This window comes from Grimontia kaedaensis (assembly GCF_023746615.1).
In the GTDB taxonomy this organism is placed as follows: domain Bacteria; phylum Pseudomonadota; class Gammaproteobacteria; order Enterobacterales; family Vibrionaceae; genus Enterovibrio; species Enterovibrio kaedaensis.
This window is the reverse complement of the sequence record NZ_CP082275.1, coordinates 961,384-980,704: the sequence shown is the minus strand read 5'-3', so window position 1 is coordinate 980,704 and position 19,321 is coordinate 961,384. Positions and strand designations below refer to the sequence as shown.

Genomic DNA, 19,321 nt, shown 5'->3' with positions numbered 1-19,321 from the left:
TACCATTTAAATTATTGAATTAATTAGGTTCAATCAGTTGTCTAACCAACTGGCAAAACAGCCGTGGCTGCTCTGCATGAATGTTGTGGCCGGCGTCTGGGACAATGGAATAAGACAGTCCCGAATGCATCGCCAATGCCTGAAACTTATTATCCTTCTCGCCACACAGGTAGTGCACCTTTGCTGGCAACGTTCTAAGCAAATCGCCCAGAAAATCCTGTTGGGATAAGGATGTGGCACGCAGCATACTTGCCACTTTTGTACCGAGGTTATCACTGCGCTTAACGATCAAACTTTGTCTTTGCGCATGATTTAGTGAGGAAAATACAGGTTGTTGGTACCAATCTTGAAGCACATCAACAATGGGCTCATTTTCAAAACGCACCGCCCATTTTTCATCGTGAGTGTGTCTCGCTGCCCTTTCTTTTTCGGGTAAACCAGGGTGCCCATTTTCGATAATTAGCCCAGCGAAAGGGGCACTGATTACCTTCAGAGAGCTAGAGCAATAAGTGGCGAGATACATCGCAATGCGTGCGCCCAGCGAGTAGCCCACCAGCCAAAAAGGTGAAGACAATGTCTCACTGATTGTCGCTATCACTTTGTTGCAGGTATCTTCAAAACCGACCGCTTCGATATGCTGGCTACCACCGTGTCCCGGCAAATCGATAGCCAGACACAGATATTCTTTGGAAAGCTCTTCGATGACAGTCTGCCAATCCCTATGGTCACCAAGCAGGCCATGAAGGAAAACAAGGGCAGGTTTGTCCGTCTGCCCCTGGAGGGAATAATTCAATCTTTCAGAGCAGTTCTGCATTGGCAATTTCACTAAACAGCGCTTTAAGTGCCTTACCGCATTCGACTGCCCCAACCTTGAGTTCAATGACCGTCGTTCCCGGAGAAGACTGCGCATCGATGCACTGTGCTCGCGCGGTTTCCAGCGATGAAGGGCATACATAATTGAGCCCGAACATCGCCGCTGCGTGGGAGAAATCGACACCATGCGGCATGCGATAGTAAGTTTCTTTGTTCGCATCAGGCACCGGAAGCATATCGAAAATGCCGCAGCCATCATTGTTGATGATGATCAGCACAAATGGCTTCGGATTGTTTGCCAGTAACGCGAGGCTATTAAGGTCGTAGAGCGCGGAAGTGTCGCCCATCAACATTACCATTGGACGCTGTCTTTCGCGCTGAACGCCTGAAGCGGTTGCAATCAGACCATCGATACCTGATGCACCGCGATTGGCAAACACAGCTTTTTCTGGCAGGTGACTACACATGTCCAACAGGCGGATTGCCATGCTGTTGCCAATAAAGAGATCGCTCTCTTCCGAAAGCCAATAGCTGAAGTCAGCAGCTAAGGATACTTCTGACAACGATTTATCAGACGAACCGTCGAAAGCCCCCAACCGCTCAAAATATTGTTGGCTCGCCAAAACCAATACCTCAGCCCAACGTGCTTGTTCGGTATCACGGGTGATTTCCGTCAATGCTAACGCCATATCTGCCAATGACGCATTGATGCGCAAACCGCGTCGATGACTGGGATCCAGCCTTCCTGGATGTTTCTCTACCAACCAGTAGGTGCCCGCAAACTGGTTGATAAATTGACCGAGGCGTTTTGACACCAAACGGCTACCAAATTGAACGACAAAGTCGGCTTGTTTTAGCACTTCGAGACAAGAAGGGTTTTGCAACCAAACATCAAAGCCAGCGAATGCAGAGCCTTGGCTCGCTTGCGGGTCGCAAAGAATAGGCCATTGAAGCTTCTGCGCCAGCAGCTGAATAGCTCGGCGCTCACTTAAAGAGGCCTTACCCACCAACAACACACCTTTTTGGTGCTGGAGCTGAGTCCAATCGCGCAAAGGCTGACTTAAATCTGCACGTGAAGGCGTGAAAGACAAGTAAGGCTCATCATTCTCAAACCAGGTTCTTACTGGATCAAGGTAGGACGAAGCGTCTTCCATTTCCCCGTATAAAGGTTCAGGGAATGGACAGTTGATATGATAACTCCCGCCCAGCTCTGACTGACGATGCAGCCCCTCTGACACCATGGACAATAACCAAGCTGGCGAAATGTGTTCGGTGGGTGACGGCAAGAAACTCGTCACTTCTACGTGCTCGCTGAAAATGCCCTGCTGGCTGATTGCCTGATTAGCGCCACATTGAATAAGCTCAGGCGGACGGTCAGCCGTCAGGAGCACCAGCTTTTCGCGGGTTAAACGGCTTTCTGCCACCGCTGGCAGTAAATTCGCCACCGCTGTACCGGACGTGACAATCACGGCAACAGGATTGTCAGAGGCTTTCGCCAATCCCAGCGCCAAAAATCCCAACCCGCGTTCATCAAAATGGGTATGCAGGCGAATCGAGGAATCAAGGCTTTGAAGTCTTTCAGCTTCAAGCGTTAGCGGTGTTGAGCGCGAGCCCGGTGCAATACAAAGGTCTTTCACTCCCGCACGTTGCAGTGACATCAAAATCAGTCGCGCCCAGATACGGTTGAGGGTTGAAGGCTTCATCCGGCTTTTTTCTCCAATTGTTTTTCCTGTGAGGGGCCTAGGAGATTTCGAAGTGTCGCCATTTTCCGGTCGAGTTCTTTCCACTCACTCTCCGGCACAGAGCCCGGCACGATACCGGCGCCCGCAAAAAGATGGACTTTGTTATCAACAACCAGAGCACTTCGGATCGCCACACAGAATTCACTTTGCTCAGGGCTGAGGTAACCCACTGAGCCGCTGTACCATCCGCGAACGAAAGGTTCATTCTCGACGATAAAATCCACCGCTCTCTCGCGGGGCAACCCAGCCACAGCTGCAGTTGGCTGTAATAGATCCAGCAAAGTGGAAGAAGGTACATCAGCGACCAAACTCGCCTCAATATCGCGCTTTAGGTGCTGCACATTACGAAGACGCACTAAATGTGGCGTGACCTCAACATCCAATTGCTCGCTATGGGGTATAAGCCGTTGCGTAATGTCATCAACAACCAGACGGTTCTCATAAATGTTTTTGCTGTCATTGAGTAGCCAGGTAGCCAGCGACAGGTCTTCCTCGGCGTCTTTGCTGCGACCTATAGTGCCTGCCAATGCTTCGGTATATAGCTCATTGCCGTTTCGCCAGAATAGACGCTCTGGCGTCGAACCGACAAAGCAGTGCTTTTCATCAAGCGCCAGAAGAAAATGAAAGTTTGACTTGTTACTGTCGAGAGAGGCTTTCAGCAGACTGGCAGCCGGCAAAGCTCTGTCGAGCTCCAGTGTCGTCTTACGTGCCAATACCACTTTCTGAAGATCGGTTGTTTCAATCGACGACAGAGCATCTCCCATCATGGTTGACCATTGTTCAAACTCTGGCTGATGCTGCGTTGCCAGTACTTCACAGTCTGGATGGGATAGCGGTTGGGACTGACTGATCAATTTGGATAATGTGGCGCGAACTTTTAACAGGTCATCGCAAACGTTCAGCGTGATGACCCACTGCCCATCACGGCAAACAATCTCAATCTGTGGAAGGAAAAAGAAAGACTTGAGACAGCGTTGGTTGCGCTCTGTGCGTCCATCGAACGACCTCCCTCCCCAAATGCGTTGGCCTTTAGCGAGTTGATGCTCTGCACAGGCAGGATCAGAAAAGGTTTTTACCTGCCCAATCGCCAATACCTGTTCTTTACCATCACGGCTTTGCCAGTAGAATTTAGGAAATAAGGGCTGCGAGTGAAACCAACCCAGAGGGTCAGTATTCGTCGACCAACAAAATGGTTCAGATAGCTGAGGTGGTAATGGTGATACCGTTAAAAGGGATTTTATCAGTCTATCAATAGCTTGCCGCAAATTTGTCAAACCAACCTCGCTTAAAGCCACGGCCCACAAGCAATAGTTCTTGTGGGTAAATGTTCAAGTTCCCAGAAGTTGATGCTTCGAGGCACTGGCGGTGTGGCTAAGAAAACAATCATTCCTCCTCAATGCTACGATGACCTTTGCATTCATTGCCTTCATCTAGATCAATTTCACGTGCTACTTTTTAAAAATTAATCGCCTGCCACTTGAACCTGCTGTGACCACTCTGAACGGCCAAATAATATCCAATGTCTTCTGAAATATGGCCTAACGCTCTCTCATCCATCCGATTTTTACCAACATTTCCTTTTGATAATTCGCACTAAGACACTATCAATTGTGACGAAACTCACCTCCAACAGAACAAAACACCCGTACTTAGGATTTAATTACTGATTTTGGGTGTTTTCGCCATTTCTTACTATTGACTACTTATAAATCGACTTTTATTAGTGTAATTTACTGCAAAACAGCAATATTTAAGCTCAGGAACCAAGATGCAAGAAATCGGGATGTCGACCAAGCTGGACAACGTTTGTTACGACATACGTGGCCCGGTGATGAAAGAGGCGAAACGCCTCGAAGAAGAAGGCCACAAAATTCTAAAACTGAATATCGGCAACCCAGCCCCATTTGGTTTCGACGCACCAGATGAAATTCTGGTAGACGTGATCCGAAACCTGCCAACTTCTCAGGGTTATTGTGATTCCAAAGGAATTTACTCGGCGCGTAAAGCGGTGGTTCAGCACTACCAAAAACGGGGCATGCTGGATTTGGATGTTGAAGATGTTTACCTGGGTAATGGTGTCTCTGAGCTGATCGTGATGGCAATGCAGGCGCTGCTGAACGGCGGTGACGAGCTGCTGGTGCCTTCTCCGGATTATCCACTTTGGACAGCGGCAGTCTCTCTGTCTGGCGGTAAACCCGTTCACTATATGTGTGATGAAGAATCGGACTGGTACCCAGATCTGGATGACATCAAAGCCAAGATTACGCCAAATACCAAAGGTATCGTGCTGATCAACCCAAATAACCCAACGGGTGCAGTTTACAGCCGAGACTTCCTGTTGGAGGTAGCGGAAATCGCCCGTCAGAACAACCTGATCATTTTCGCGGACGAAATCTACGACAAGATTCTTTATGACGGTGCTCAACACCATTCTATGGCGCCGTTGGCACCGGATGTGTTCTGCGTAACCTTCAGCGGCCTGTCGAAATCCTATCGCGTGTGTGGCTTCCGCTCTGGCTGGATGATCCTGTCAGGCCCCCGTCATCTGGCGAAAAGCTATATCGCAGGCTTGGAGATGCTGGCGTCGATGCGTTTGTGTGCAAACGTGCCGATGCAGCATGCAATCCAAACTGCGTTGGGTGGTTACCAGAGTATCAATGAACTGATTCTGCCAGGTGGCCGTTTGCTGGAACAACGTGATAAGGCATGGGAACTGCTAAACCAAATTCCTGGTATCAGTTGTGTGAAACCAAAAGGTGCGCTGTACCTGTTCCCAAAAATCGACACCAAGAAATACAGCATTCATAACGACGAAAAAATGATGCTGGACTTCTTGCTGCAGGAAAAAGTGTTGATGGTTCATGGTACGGGCTTTAACTGGCACAAGCCGGATCACTTCCGTATTGTCACACTGCCTCGTGTAGATGATTTGGAAATGGCGATTGGCCGTTTTGAGAGATTTCTGTCGACGTATCGTCAGTAAGATAATAGGTCCTAGGGTCCTAGGGTCCTAGGGTCCTACAAAGATTTTAAAGTCGTAGCTAAGACGTCAAGCTTTTGCTTTCCCTAGGATCTAGGATCGCTCTTTGCTCTTGTTAGGACCTTCTTTCCATACCAAGGCAAAAACGAGCCCAATGCACGCCCCGGCCGAATGCGCCTGATAAGCAACACCTGCTTCTATCAAATCTGCAGTCATGGCATCTCCACCCGTATAAGCTTCATACCCAAGCTTTACAATCACACCTGCAAGCATCACCCACCCCAATGGCATTTTGTTTTGAATATCCCGCACCACGCCCCAAACAAATAAGCCATGTAACACACCTGAAAGCCCGGCATACCAATCAAAGGGACTGACGAACATAACCGCGCCGATCACCGCCATCATCACCCAAATCATTGGGATGAGACTTCGGCTGCCGTAGTATTCGCGATGAATAAAAGCGAGTACTACCAGCCCGGCTAGATTCATGGCGAGGTGGATACCATTGGTGTGTGTTAGGTTTCCTGTTACGATTCGCCACCATTGTCCAGCAAGGATATCCGTGCGATCCCAAACCATAAGTTGATGGATTGTGGGAATTTGGGCAATGAGTATGATGATGGCGAGTAAGCCAACAAATCTAAGGTGAGCCAATATGTGCTCCAAGCTTTGTGATATTAGTAAGTTATAGCGTACCTTGGTCATGAACCAGAAAGCCAGTCGATATTGTCCGCAGTGCGGAAAAGCCAATAAAGCATGCATCTGCCCTTTCATCCAGAAGATTGAAAGTGATGTGCCTGTGATCGTTCTTCAGCATCCTTCAGAAGTTAAACAGCCCATCGGTACGGCGCGTATTCTTTCCCTTTCGCTCCCAAACTGTCGACTCATCGTGGGAGAGGACTTCAGTGACAATGATGAGCTAAACCAACTTTTGCACAGTGATGTTCATTACGCCCTGCTCTACCCGGCTGAAACATCTGAGCCGATCGGGAACTGGCAATTAGATGGAATGAGTCAAAACAAACAACGCGGTTTAATTTTGCTCGACGGTACCTGGCGAAAAGCCTTTAAAATGTATCAGCTTTCCCAAAATCTGCAGGCGCTTCCTTGCGTAAAATTGGATGATATCCAGAGTGGAAATTACCGCATCCGCAAATCCCCGGTCGATGGTGGCCTTTCAACCGTTGAAGCCGGCTTCTACGCCCTTTCTGCAATGGCAGGAGACAGCGAGCCTTTCCAGCCGCTAATGACTGCTTTCAATGAAATGATTGAGTTTCAGATAAAACAAATGCCGCCCGGTGTGTTTGAGCGGCATTATGGGGGGAAAGATAGGTCCTAGGGTCCTAGGGTCCTAGGGTCCTAGGGTCCTAGGGTCCTAGGGTCCTAGGGTCCTAGGGTCCTAGGGTCCTAGGGTCCTACATAGATTTTAAAGTCGCAGCTAAGACGTCAAGCTTTTGCTTTCCCTAGGGCCTAGGATCGCTCTTTGCTCTTCCTAGGACCTTCTTTTCCTTGCATCTCAAATCTATCGAATCGGATATAGTGGCCCCTGACTTGAAGCGGTAAACATGGTGGCATGAAGACGTTGCGCATAACCATCTGTCATTCCTGATATATAATCCGCGATGGCGCGACGCCCACTTTTTCCTTCTGCGATTTCCTGTTGCCATTGGGTTCGAATCGCGACGGGTAATAGCCTTTGAGGGTCAGCATCGAACGCATCGAACAGCTCCATCACCAATTGCTGGCCCTTGTATTCAATAACCTGAAGTTCGGGCTTTTGTACAACGAACTCGCTAACAAATGCTTTTAGTACTGACAGTACATAGTCCATGGTATCTGTCAGCTTGGCGTTCCATTGAAGCAAGGGATCGTCGAAGCGATTCACGCCGTCCTGAACAGAAGGTTCGATGGCAATCGAAGTCAGTAGCGTATTCACCAAAGCACCAATTGCATCTTTTCGCTCATAGTGCGGACCAAACATTTGATCGCTCAAATACCCAATGTTCTCTTCCAGCCAAGGATCACCGCACTCTGCCAGTTTGCTGGCTACTGCTTCCTGCCATTGGTCCCGGTGAACAATCCCCATCACAATGGCATCTTCGAGGTCGTGGACGCCGTATGCGATGTCATCCGCAAGCTCCATGATTGAACAATCAATGGATTTGTATTGTGTGCGGCCATGCTGTTCACTCGTTGGTGCCAATTTCAACGAGGTAAACAGTTTAGCGTCACCTTCAAACATGCCACCCAACACCCAGTTAAACCTGTCCAGATCATCTTGATAGATCCCCTTGGCTGGGTGCCATTCAGAGGCTTTTAAATGACGAAACTCGACGACATCAGGCGGCAGTACCGAACGCATTACAGATGCAATCGGCACGGGGTATTTCAGCAGGCCAAGTAAAGTACGACGGGCAAGGTTCATTCCATCGTGCTCGGTATAGGGTTCAAGCAAGGTAACAATGCGAAAGGTCTGGGCATTTCCTTCAAAGCCACCATCGTTACGCATCATATAATTCAGGGCGATTTCACCGCCATGGCCATAAGGTGGGTGACCGATGTCATGAGCCAGACACAGACTTTCCATCAAGCTGGTTGAAGGCAAGATATCGCGAAACTCAGGCTGTTTCTCTTTGATTTGAGCGAGGATACCTGTCCCTATTTGAGAGACCTCGAGAGAGTGTGTCAGGCGCGTGCGGTAAAACTCGCTGTGCTCCGCGCCCAATACCTGTGTCTTCGCTTGCAAGCGTCTGAACGCGGCAGAATGCAGTATGCGGGCGCGATCTCGCTGAAACACAGAACGCTTGTCATTGCGGCGTTTCTTATTTTCTTCAGCAAGACGAGCTTCCCAATCAGGTGATAGTGCAAATTCAGTCATCGCTGATTTCATCCAAAGAGAGCTCAAAGCTTGGTGCGAAAGTTGTCATGAAGTACTCAGTCGCTTTGCTACCCCGCTCATTCAACGTTGTTTCTAAGCGGCGCTTAGCTTGTTGGAACTCATGATTACCTGCGGAAAGCTCCTCCAGGCACTTGAGATAAGCACAAATAGCATCAGCCTGTTTCACCAAACGATAATCGCCTTCATCGATAGCTTCGCTGTCGATAAGTGGTCGGTAATCCTCCCGGAACTCTTCCGGTAGCATGCCAACCAACTTGTCTTCGGCTATTTGCTCAATTTTTTTGTATTCATCAGCGATGGCAGGATTGAAGTACTTAATCGGCGTTGGTAGATCGCCTGTCAGCACTTCACTGCAATCATGAAACATCGCTAGCAGTGCAACTCGCTCCGGCGAGTATTGCCCGCCGAATTTTTTGTTCTCTATCAGCGCGAGAGCGTGAGCAACAAAGGCGACCTGAAGACTGTGCTCTGAGATATTTTCATTAGAGACATTGCGCATCAACGGCCAGCGGTAAATAAGCTTCATACGCGCGAGATGGGCAAAAAAGTGGCTGGTTTTCTGACTCATGGCTTCCTTGACGTCATTAGAACAGTTCATTACTCATTCTGTTGTCGTCAGGCGAATTTAACAAGCCTTAATCGTGATTGGCGGGATTTGGGGAGAGCGTGCTCCCCGGCACACAACGGTTGAGATAGTAAATTAACTATGGGGTATCAGAGCACAATGCGGTCGCGGTTCTTCTCAACAATTGAGTCGCCAATACCTTTCACGCCTTTCAGATCATCTGCCGATTCAAAGGCACCATTGGTGTTTCTGTAATCTACGATCGCCTGAGCTTTCGCCTTGCCGATACCGTCCAAATACTTATCCAACTCTTCGACTTCAGCAGTATTGATATTCACTTCAACCGGCACACCCTGAGCATCATCCTGTGCTGATGCCAAAGGCGAAAGTATCAGTGAGATGGCAAAAACGATTGCCGATACGATTGATTTCATGTCCATTTCCTTTGTGTTGTTCAATAAGTTTCACAAAGATACGGATTGGGTAAAGGCATGCTATTTGGAAGAGGTAAAAAAACGACGGGGGACATAAAGTCCCCCGTCGATGCAACTTATCAATTACAGTCGCTTGGCAATCATATCAAGTTGAATTGATTTATTGCTCAGCAGCGTCCAGCGTGTAAGTCACTTCAGTGCTTTCTTTCAGCTGCGCGATAACAGATTCCAAATCGATGTTTGCAGTTGTACGTGCCACTCGATCTGCCATCTGGCTTTGTAGGCTGATGTCTTCCGTCACAGGCTCTTTCACAGCATCCAACGCCACGACCAGCACATCACCACTAAAGGTTCGGGTAAAGCCGTATTCAGCCTTGCCTTCAACTGGCGTAGCCATAGTGAACGCCAGCTCAACCGTTTCACGCTCAGGAGAAACACGCGCCAGTTCAGCAACTTCACCAAACGCATAACCTGAAGCATTCAGACCCGAGTCGTTACCTTCACTTAGCTCAGCAACCAATGTATTTGCCAATGCTTCGGCGGCTTTTTCACCTTCCTGACGCTTCAGCAAATCTGTCACCTGAGTTTCTACCTCAGCAAAAGGCAGCACCGTTTCAGGGCGAACGTCTTCTACACGAACAACTACAACATGCTCTGGGGCAATTTCGATGATGTCAGAGTTCAGACCGTCTTCACGCACTTCCGGTTGTTGCAGCGCCTGGGCAACCAATGGGTTTGCCAGTGCGCCTTGCAGTTCAGACAGAGCAACGAAATCTGTTCTCTCAACTTTCGCGTTCACTGATTCAGCGGCATCTTCCAGGTTATCTGGCATTTCGAATGCTTTCTCAGCCAGTTCGTTAGACAACGCATAGAACTTCTCAGCTGCGTGGTTTTGCTTCAGTTGAGCCATGATTTCGTCACGCACCTCCGCGAAAGGTTTCGCGTCAGATGGCTTCACGTCATCCAACTTGATGATGTGAAAGCCGAAATCAGACTGAACCACTTCAGAAACGTCGCCTTTGTTCGCCAGTGCAAAAGCGACTTCTTCGAACGCTGGGTCCATCACGCCTTTATCGAACCAATCCAGCTCACCGCCTTGCTCAGCACTGAACGTATCGTCAGAGCGGGTTTTCGCCAGCTCAGCGAAATCTGCACCACCATTCAATTCAACCAATACCGCTTCAGCTTTTTCTTTCGCTGCGTCGTCGTCACCTTGAATCATGATATGGCTGACTTTGCGCTGCTCTGCTGTACCGTAGCTTGCTTTGTTCGCTTCGTAGTATGTTTGAGCTTCTTCCTCTGTTACATCAGCAACATCAGCAATGCCCTCACCGGAAAGCTCAACGTACGCGATTTTGAATTGCTCAGGACGAACGAACTGCGATGGGTTTTGTTCGTAGTAGTCTTGCTTCTGCTCCTCAGTGATCTCAGCTTTCTCTGCAAAATCAGCCAGAGGTAGGGTCAAAGTGCGAACCATACGCGTTTGACCTTCAAGCTTGTAAAGCGATTCCAGCTCACCTTCCAGTGCAAATTCACTACTTATCAGTGCATTAACTAACTGTTCGCGAATCAGATCTTGACGAACATATTCGGCAAATTGGTCTGGCGACAGACCATTTCGGCGAAGTGCTGCCAGATACAAGTCGTTGTCAAACAAGCCTGTTGAGCCACGGAATGCAGGCATATCACGAATAGATTGTTTGATTTGCGCATCACTGACACGAAGACCTAGGTCTTGGGCTTCCTGATCCAGCAGCGCCTGGTTCACCATACGGTCCAGTACATTGCGGCGGAATTGTGCCAGGTAATTGGGATCACTCAATAGAGTAGAGAAGAAGTCACCGGCCTGTGCTTGCATCTGTGCACGCTCATTTTGGTAAGCTTGCTCGAATTGATTACGGCTAATTTCTTGATCACCCACTGTTGCAGCAGGTACTACCGTGCCACCTGCCAGGTAGCCGCCAACACCAGCGAAAACAAAGGAAAAGATAATAAGGCCTAAGATGATCTTAACCGCGATGCTGTTTACGCCTTCGCGTAGTCGCTCCATCATAACGCGCCGTCACTCCTGCTTATTGAAACGTTCGTCTTTCATATACCTTCTCTTACACAAAAATTGGCCAATACACGCTTGTGTAATTAGTCAATTTTCATCAAGAGGAGTTGTTTCGATTAAAACTAAAAAAGCGCATCAAGAGATGCGCCTTTACACTCTGATTGAGCCTGATTATACGCTGATGTCGCACACTTTACAGCTTAAAACTAGGACTGCTGCGACAAAGAGCAAAACGAGACGTTTAAGGTTAGTTAACCGCGTCTTTCAGAGCTTTACCAGCCTTAAAGCCTGGGACTTTAGCAGCTGCGATTTTGATTTCCGCACCAGTTTGTGGGTTGCGGCCAGTACGTGCTGAACGCTCACGAACTGAGAACGTACCGAAACCAACCAGTGCAACTTGGTCACCGTCTTTCAGGCTGTCTGATACAGCTTCAATCAGTGCATCCAGAGCGCGACCAGCTGAAGCTTTAGACAGATCAGCATTTTCTGCAATTTTATCAATTAACTGCGACTTGTTCACTTTTTCATCCCCTTTACAAACGAACCACAAATCCCATTTTTTGCGGCGGCATCCGATTAATCGGCGCCAATAGTTATCAAAACAAGACTTAAAAACGCTGTAGCTGTTATGAATTAAGGGCTTGCAGCGTTTTAATTAACTTAGCCCTCAAAAAAAACGCTGACAAGCCTTTTACCGACTGTCAGCGCTTTACGTTGCTTAATTTTGCTGCACGTCACTCTTTTGTGGCGATACAAGCTCAATTCCGAGAGGATTGTCCTGTAGCGCCAGAGTAAGAACTTCGTCGATCCAGCGCACAGCGTGGATGTCTAGGTCCGCTTTGACGTTATCAGGAATCTCTTCCAGATCGCGTTCGTTCTCTTTCGGGATGATGACGGTTTTGATACCACCGCGGTGAGCCGCCAGCAGTTTTTCTTTCAAGCCACCGATTGGCAGCACTTCACCACGCAGTGTAATTTCACCGGTCATCGCCACATCAGCACGTACAGGGTTACCTGTCAGGCTCGATACCAACGCCGTACACATTGCGATACCCGCACTTGGGCCATCTTTCGGTGTTGCACCTTCTGGCACATGCACGTGGATATCACGCTTCTCATAGAAATCATTATTGATACCCAGTTTCTCAGCACGAGTGCGAACCACAGTCATCGCTGCCTGAATCGATTCCTGCATCACGTCGCCCAGAGAGCCCGTTTGTGTCAGCTTACCTTTACCTGGCATTGACTCGGTTTCAATGGTCAGCAGATCGCCACCCACTTGTGTCCATGCAAGACCTGTCACCTGACCAATACGGTTGCTATCATCTGCTTTGCCGTAGTCAAAGCGCTGAACACCCAAGTAATCTTTCAGGTTGTCCTGATTGATAACGATGGTTTTGGTGTCTTTGTTCAGCAGAATTTCTTTCACTGCTTTGCGGCAAAGCTTAGAAATTTCCCGCTCAAGACTACGCACGCCCGCTTCGCGGGTGTAGTAGCGAATGATGCCGATGATGGCTGAATCTTGGATTTCTACTTCTTTTGGCTTCAGACCGTTACGCTTGACCTGCTTCTCGACCAAGTGCTGCTTAGCAATGTTGAGTTTTTCGTCTTCGGTGTAACCCGACAAGCGAATCACTTCCATACGATCAAGCAAAGGGCCAGGGATGTTCATAGAGTTCGACGTCGCCACGAACATCACATCAGACAAGTCGTAATCCACTTCTAAATAATGGTCGTTGAACGCGTTGTTTTGCTCTGGGTCCAGCACTTCCAGCAGCGCTGAAGATGGATCGCCGCGCATGTCGGAAGACATCTTGTCGATTTCATCAAGCAGGAACAGTGGGTTTTTCACGCCAACTTTAGCCATTTTCTGGATAAGTTTACCTGGCAGGGAACCAATGTAAGTACGACGGTGCCCGCGGATTTCCGCTTCATCACGCACGCCACCCAGCGCCATACGGGTATATTTTCGGCCGGTCGCTTTTGCAATCGACTGTCCCAGAGAGGTTTTACCTACACCTGGGGGGCCTACAAGGCACAGAATTGGTCCTTTGAGCTTGTTCACACGGTTTTGTACCGCCAAGTACTCAAGGATGCGTTCTTTCACACGCTCAAGGCCGTAATGGTCTGAGTTAAGAATCTCTTCGGCTTTCGCCAAATCTTTCTTCACTTTCGAGCGCTTCGACCATGGCACGCTGACCATCCAGTCGATATAGCTGCGAACCACGGTTGCTTCTGCTGACATCGGCGACATCATTTTCAGCTTCTGCAATTCTTGCTCGGTTTTTTCCTTGGCTTCCTGAGGCATCTTTGATTCTTCGATCTTCAGCTTCAGGCTTTCGAATTCATCAGGCGCATCATCCAGCTCACCCAGCTCTTTCTGAATGGCCTTCATTTGCTCATTGAGGTAGTACTCGCGCTGGCTCTTTTCCATCTGCTTCTTAACGCGGCTGCGAATACGCTTCTCAACCTGCAGCAAATCGATTTCTGATTCCATCATCGTCATCAGGAATTCAAGACGCTCAGCGATATCAATGATTTCCAGCACTTGCTGCTTATCATTGAGTTTCAAAGGCATGTGCGCGGCAATGGTATCTGCAAGGCGCGCTGCCTCGTCAATCCCATTTAATGAAGTCAGCACTTCTGGCGGGATCTTCTTGTTCAGTTTGATAAAGCCCTCAAACTGACTGATCGCCGTGCGCACCAAGACTTCCTGCTCACGTTCATCCATCTCTGGCGTTAGCATGTACTCGGCATCAGCGGTGAAGAAGTCGTCTTCACGGAATTTTCTGATTTCCGCACGTTGCAAACCTTCCACCAGCACTTTCACCGTGCCGTCAGGCAACTTGAGTAGTTGAAGAATAGAGGCAACAGTACCGACTTTATAAAGGTCTGAGATTGAGGGGTCGTCAGTAGCGGCGTCTTTCTGCGCTACCAAAAGAATCTGCTTATCATTGTCCATCGCTGCTTCTAGGCAACGGATGGATTTATCCCGTCCCACGAAAAGCGGGATGACCATGTGAGGATAAACAACCACGTCACGCAATGGCAGGACCGGAATATCAATGCGCTCGGAACGCTCCAAGTTCATATTTTTCTCTCTTCCGTTTTCGTTATTACTGAGTATATGGGGATAGATTGTCAGGATTCAACGGCATATACGGCAGAAAGTAAAAAAGGGAGCTAATGCTCCCCTTTTTTCGATAATTTGTTGGTTAAATAAGCAACTTAACCTTAGGGTCTGTTGGTCTTTGGTGGTTAAATTTTGTTCTAGCTATAAGCGTTTTAGGCGCGGCGAGGTGTGTGCCGCCTAGTGATTCTAAGCAAATACACCTCACTAAAGCATAAACTCCCACAAACTGCTGCAAAAATCGTCACCAGAGGTCAACAGACACTATGAGATGTGCGTTTTACTCTGCGCCTGCTGCCTGATTGTCTGAATTTTCATAAATCAGAAGTGGGTCAGACTCACCTTTAATAACCGACTCATCAATCACGACTTTAGTAACGTCTTTGCTTGATGGCAGATCATACATGGTGTCCAGAAGCACAGCTTCGACAATGGAACGTAGGCCACGAGCACCTGTTTTCCTGTCCATCGCCTTTTTCGCGATTGCTGTCAGCGCGTCGTCACGGAACTCAAGCTCAACGCCGTCCAGCTCCAGAAGCGCACCATACTGCTTGGTCAATGCGTTCTTAGGTTCACGGAGAATCTGCACCAGTGCATCTTCATCCAGCTCACCCAAAATCGCCGTGACTGGCAGACGACCAATGAATTCAGGGATCAAACCGTATTTCACCAAATCTTCTGGCTCTACTTTGCTGAACAGGTCGCTCAATGTGGCTTCCTGATCTTTCGAACGCACTTCTGCGCCAAAGCCGATACCACTGCCCTTCGCGACACGCTGGTCTACCACTTTGTCGAGACCTGCAAACGCACCACCACAGATGAACAGGATCTTAGAGGTATCAACCTGCAAGAATTCCTGTTGAGGGTGCTTGCGACCACCTTGTGGTGGAACAGAAGCGATAGTACCTTCAACCAGCTTCAGCAGCGCCTGCTGAACACCTTCGCCCGATACGTCACGGGTGATGGATGGGTTGTCAGATTTGCGTGAAATCTTATCGATCTCATCGATGTAAACAATGCCGCGTTCTGCTTTTGCTACGTCGTAATCACACTTCTGAAGCAGTTTCTGAATGATGTTTTCAACGTCTTCACCCACATAACCTGCCTCGGTCAATGTCGTGGCATCAGCCATAGTGAACGGCACATCCAGAAAACGCGCCAGCGTTTCTGCCAAAAGTGTCTTACCGCTACCGGTAGGGCCAATCAGAAGAATGTTACTTTTACCGAGTTCAACACCATCTGCCGTTGTATCGCCGTTGCGAAGGCGTTTGTAGTGGTTATATACCGCTACAGACAATACTTTCTTCGCCCGGTCTTGACCGATAACGTAATCGTCCAGGTGCGCACGGATTTCTTGCGGAGTCGGAAGCTCGTTGCTGTCGCGCTTCGGCATGACCTCTTTTATTTCTTCACGAATGATGTCGTTACACAGGTCAACACACTCATCGCAGATATAAACAGAAGGTCCAGCAATTAACTTGCGTACTTCATGCTGGCTTTTGCCGCAGAAAGAGCAGTAAAGCAGTTTGCCGCTGCCACCGTCTTTTCGCTTGTCTGTCATTCGCTAACCTCTTTAGGCTTTAGCCCATATTTACCATGATCTGAGTCTATAACATCTCTGGAGATTTTTCCGAACACCGAGAGACTCAATTCTGGGACAGAAAGTATCAGGTGGACCTAACTGTCTCAGAATTAAAAATTAATCGCGCTTGTTCAGTACCGCGTCAACCAGACCATAGTCAGCCGCATCCTGTGCAGCCATAAAGTTGTCACGATCAGTGTCGCCTTCAATCACTTCCAGCGGTTGACCTGTGTGCTCAGCCAACAAGGTGTTTAGCTTTTGCTTGATGGTCAAAATTTCTTGCGCGTGGATTTGAATGTCAGACGCCTGACCTTGGAAACCACCAAGTGGCTGGTGAATCATCACACGGGAATTCGGCAGACAGTAACGCTTACCTTTCGCGCCACCGGCCAACAGGAACGCGCCCATTGAACATGCCTGGCCCATACATACCGTGCTCACGTCTGGTTTAATGTACTGCATCGTATCGTAAATAGACATACCCGCAGTCACCGAACCGCCCGGTGAGTTGATATAAAGGAAGATATCTTTATCAGGATTTTCTGATTCCAGGAACAGCAGCTGCGCAACAACAAGGTTCGCCATGTGGTCTTCAACCTGACCTGTCAGGAAGATCACACGCTCTTTCAAAAGGCGGGAATAGATGTCATACGAACGTTCACCGCGGGAAGTTTGTTCAACCACCATCGGCACCAATGCATCCATGATAGAAGGCATTCCGTTTTTTTCTTGAAAGCTCATAGTGTTATATCCCTAAAATAAATGGCCCGGATGAAATTACTTCATACGGACCATTGTTATCAGAAGAGTGAATTCTAAGTCAATTGTCCACTCAACAATTCTAGCACTTATGCTTGAGCTGGGTTCATCAGCTCAGAGAAAGCTTGCTCTTTTTCAGAAACTTGTGCTTTACCCAGCAGCGCGTCGATTGCTTGTTCTTCCAGAGCAACGTTGCGCATGTTTTCCATCAGGCGCTGGTCTTTCTCGTAGTAAGCCACAACTTCTGATGGATCTTCGTATGCAGAAGCCATTTCTTCGATCAGCGCTTTTACGCGGTCTTCGTCAGCTTTCAGCTCTTCAGACTTGATCACTTCACCCAGAAGCAAGCCAACCACTACGCGGCGTTTTGCTTGTTCTTCAAACAGCTCGCTTGGCAGTTCTGGCGCGTTTTCCATGTTGCCACCAAAACGCTGAACCGCTTGCTGACGCAGAACGTTAACTTCTTGGTCGATCAGTGCTGCAGGTACGTCGATGTCGTTGTTAGCAACCAGACCATCGATCACTTGCTCTTTCACTTTGTTCTTAACCGCTTGCTTCAGCTCGCGTTCCATGTTTTTACGAACTTCTGCTTTCAGGCCGTCAACACTGCCGTCTTCAACGCCGAAACGTGCAACGAACTCTTCAGTCAGTTCTGGCAGTTCTTGCGCTTCAACTTTGCTCAGTTTGATATCGAACTTCGCTGCTTTACCTTTCAGGTTCTCAGCGTGGTAGTCTTCTGGGAAAGTCACGTCGATAGTGAACTCTTCGCCCGCTTTCTTACCAACGACGCCGTCTTCGAAACCTGGGATCATGCGGCCTTGGCCCATTACCAGTGCGAAGTCTTCTGCTTTACCGCCTTCGAACTCTTCGCCGTCGACAGAGCCAGAGAAGTCCATAGTTACACGGCTGCTTGCTTCAGCAGCTGAGTCAACTTCTGACCAAGAAGCCTGCTGCTTACGCAGAGTCTCGATCATTTCGGCAACGTCTTCTTCTTTCACGTCAGCCAGTGGCTTAACCACTTCTACTTTGTCCAGATCTTTCAGCGCGATTTCTGGGTAAACTTCGAAAGAAGCTTTGAATACCAGATCTTTGCCTTCTTCAGTATCAACTGGAGTGAAAGTTGGCGCGCCTGCTGGATTGATTTTCTCTTTGATGATCGCTTCGATGAAATGACGCTGCATCACTTCACCCATCACGTCGTTACGTACAGCTTTACCGTACATACGCGAAACCATCTTCAAAGGCACTTTACCTTTACGGAAACCATCGAAACGACGATTTTTAGCAATGTTGCGAAGCTCTGCAGTTACTGCGTCTTCGATGTTTGCTGCTGGAACGGTGATAGTCAGGTGGCGCTCTAGGCCTTCTGTGGTTTCAACGGTAACTTGCATTGTATTAATAACCTCAAAACTTACTCAGGGTCGCTGAGTGATGTTGCCCGGCTCCTGCCGGTAGCATCCTTTCGTGCTACAGCGAATCGTTCGCCATAGCGCCTGTGAATCTGGATACACAGCGCGTTTGCGCGGGTATCGAATAGCCTCAAAATACGAGGCATGATTTTTAAGACGCGCCATTATAGCGGCACCGCCCTGTCGAGTCGAGACGGGCTAGGTTCATCGTCATGTTTCTGTGAGATTGGGGCGAGAAAATGGAATTCAAGGGGTGGAAGGAAAAAGAAAGGTCCTAGGGTCCTAGGGTCCTAGGGTCCTAGGGTCCTAGGGTCCTAGGAGACGATACTTGTGAGGTTTTGATGTCAAGCGGGGATATTCATGTATCCACGCACTTGATAGAGCAGCAGAGCAAAGGAGCCTAGGTCCTAGGTCCTAGGTCCTAGGTCCTAGAGAAAGATAGAAGTGGTATTTCAACGATAAGATAGAAATGATGACCAAAACCAATTAAATCAGACACCCACCGCTCTTGGCTCTGGCTTTTCCTAGGATCCAGGACCTGCTCTTCCCTAGGACCTATCAGAAATACGGAAGTTGTATTTCAACTTTAAGATAAAAGTGATGACCAAAACCAATTAAATCAGACGCCCCACCGCTCTTGGCTCTAGCTTTTCCTAGGATCTAGGACCTGTTCTTCCCTAGGATCTTCTTTTCAATCAACTACGGGAATCTATAGTGAGATGCGTTTGGGAAAAATTGCGATGAGAATATGTACGAGGAAGAAGTAGAAAGTGGCACGCCCTACAGGATTCGAACCTGTGACCCACGGCTTAGAAGGCCGTTGCTCTATCCAACTGAGCTAAGGGCGCACTTCATTCACACAGTGTGTGAACGCAGGGCAGGATTATAAAGGCACGAGTTTCTTCGTCAACGCTTTTCCTTGTGCTTTGCTGTTAAATGCCTAAGAAAC

Annotated in this window: 15 protein-coding genes and 1 tRNA gene; 2 read left to right on the top strand and 14 right to left on the bottom strand. The window is 48.5% G+C overall.

The features are described from left to right. Positions 1 to 19: 19 nt before the first annotated feature. The 3 genes from menH to K6Q96_RS04700 are packed head-to-tail and all read right to left on the bottom strand — an operon-like array spanning position 20 to position 3,829. Complete coding sequence (gene menH / locus K6Q96_RS04710; protein ID WP_251878205.1) at positions 20 to 814, bottom strand: 2-succinyl-6-hydroxy-2,4-cyclohexadiene-1-carboxylate synthase; 795 nt, start codon at positions 812 to 814, stop codon at positions 20 to 22. After that, positions 798 to 2,516 (bottom strand): 2-succinyl-5-enolpyruvyl-6-hydroxy-3-cyclohexene-1-carboxylic-acid synthase, encoded by a 1,719-nt coding sequence (gene menD / locus K6Q96_RS04705; protein WP_251878203.1) that lies wholly within the window; start codon positions 2,514 to 2,516, stop codon positions 798 to 800. The genes menH and menD overlap by 17 nt, the downstream gene beginning before the upstream one ends. Continuing rightward, positions 2,513 to 3,829: an isochorismate synthase gene (locus tag K6Q96_RS04700; protein ID WP_251878201.1), complete on the bottom strand. Its 1,317-nt coding sequence runs from the start codon at positions 3,827 to 3,829 to the stop codon at positions 2,513 to 2,515. The genes menD and K6Q96_RS04700 overlap by 4 nt, the downstream gene beginning before the upstream one ends. A 494-nt stretch (positions 3,830 to 4,323) precedes the next feature. Between K6Q96_RS04700 and K6Q96_RS04695 the strand changes: the two genes are divergently transcribed. Beyond that, positions 4,324 to 5,538 (top strand): pyridoxal phosphate-dependent aminotransferase, encoded by a 1,215-nt coding sequence (locus K6Q96_RS04695; RefSeq protein WP_251878199.1) that lies wholly within the window; start codon positions 4,324 to 4,326, stop codon positions 5,536 to 5,538. Positions 5,539 to 5,628: 90 nt separating this feature from the next. Here the strand turns inward: K6Q96_RS04695 and rrtA are convergent, their stop codons facing one another. Further along, complete coding sequence (gene rrtA, locus K6Q96_RS04690; RefSeq protein WP_251878197.1) at positions 5,629 to 6,192, bottom strand: rhombosortase; 564 nt, start codon at positions 6,190 to 6,192, stop codon at positions 5,629 to 5,631. A 49-nt stretch (positions 6,193 to 6,241) separates the two neighbouring features. Between rrtA and K6Q96_RS04685 the strand changes: the two genes are divergently transcribed. Beyond that, positions 6,242 to 6,877 (top strand): tRNA-uridine aminocarboxypropyltransferase, encoded by a 636-nt coding sequence (locus tag K6Q96_RS04685; RefSeq protein WP_251878195.1) that lies wholly within the window; start codon positions 6,242 to 6,244, stop codon positions 6,875 to 6,877. A 183-nt stretch (positions 6,878 to 7,060) separates the two neighbouring features. Here the strand turns inward: K6Q96_RS04685 and K6Q96_RS04680 are convergent, their stop codons facing one another. The 10 genes from K6Q96_RS04680 to K6Q96_RS04635 form a co-directional block, all read right to left on the bottom strand. Continuing rightward, on the bottom strand, positions 7,061 to 8,416 hold the full coding sequence (locus K6Q96_RS04680; protein ID WP_434802158.1) for an anti-phage deoxyguanosine triphosphatase: 1,356 nt from the start codon (positions 8,414 to 8,416) through the stop codon (positions 7,061 to 7,063). Then, positions 8,409 to 9,005 carry a 5'-deoxynucleotidase gene (yfbR, locus tag K6Q96_RS04675; protein WP_251878191.1) on the bottom strand — a complete coding sequence of 199 codons (597 nt, stop codon included), beginning with the start codon at positions 9,003 to 9,005 and terminating at the stop codon, positions 8,409 to 8,411. Before yfbR ends, K6Q96_RS04680 begins: the two co-directional genes overlap by 8 nt. A 146-nt stretch (positions 9,006 to 9,151) precedes the next feature. Further along, the gene (locus K6Q96_RS04670; protein WP_251878189.1) at positions 9,152 to 9,436 is read right to left on the bottom strand and encodes a ComEA family DNA-binding protein; all 285 of its coding nucleotides are present in this window, start codon (positions 9,434 to 9,436) and stop codon (positions 9,152 to 9,154) included. A 160-nt stretch (positions 9,437 to 9,596) separates the two neighbouring features. After that, entirely contained in the window at positions 9,597 to 11,489 is a 1,893-nt protein-coding gene (ppiD, locus tag K6Q96_RS04665; RefSeq protein ID WP_251878187.1) for a peptidylprolyl isomerase, read from the bottom strand. A 250-nt stretch (positions 11,490 to 11,739) separates the two neighbouring features. Beyond that, positions 11,740 to 12,012 (bottom strand): nucleoid-associated protein HU-beta, encoded by a 273-nt coding sequence (hupB, locus tag K6Q96_RS04660; protein WP_002535556.1) that lies wholly within the window; start codon positions 12,010 to 12,012, stop codon positions 11,740 to 11,742. A 198-nt stretch (positions 12,013 to 12,210) separates the two neighbouring features. Beyond that, on the bottom strand, positions 12,211 to 14,583 hold the full coding sequence (gene lon, locus K6Q96_RS04655) for an endopeptidase La (protein ID WP_251878185.1): 2,373 nt from the start codon (positions 14,581 to 14,583) through the stop codon (positions 12,211 to 12,213). Positions 14,584 to 14,902: 319 nt separating this feature from the next. Next, complete coding sequence (clpX, locus tag K6Q96_RS04650) at positions 14,903 to 16,183, bottom strand: ATP-dependent protease ATP-binding subunit ClpX (protein ID WP_251878183.1); 1,281 nt, start codon at positions 16,181 to 16,183, stop codon at positions 14,903 to 14,905. A 138-nt stretch (positions 16,184 to 16,321) separates the two neighbouring features. Next, positions 16,322 to 16,945 carry an ATP-dependent Clp endopeptidase proteolytic subunit ClpP gene (gene clpP / locus K6Q96_RS04645; protein WP_251878181.1) on the bottom strand — a complete coding sequence of 208 codons (624 nt, stop codon included), beginning with the start codon at positions 16,943 to 16,945 and terminating at the stop codon, positions 16,322 to 16,324. Positions 16,946 to 17,052: 107 nt separating this feature from the next. After that, positions 17,053 to 18,354, bottom strand: a complete 1,302-nt coding sequence (gene tig / locus K6Q96_RS04640) for a trigger factor (RefSeq protein ID WP_251878179.1) — start codon at positions 18,352 to 18,354, stop codon at positions 17,053 to 17,055. 789 nt (positions 18,355 to 19,143) lie between these two features. Beyond that, positions 19,144 to 19,220 (bottom strand) — tRNA-Arg (locus tag K6Q96_RS04635). Between the last annotated feature and the right edge of the window lie 101 nt (positions 19,221 to 19,321).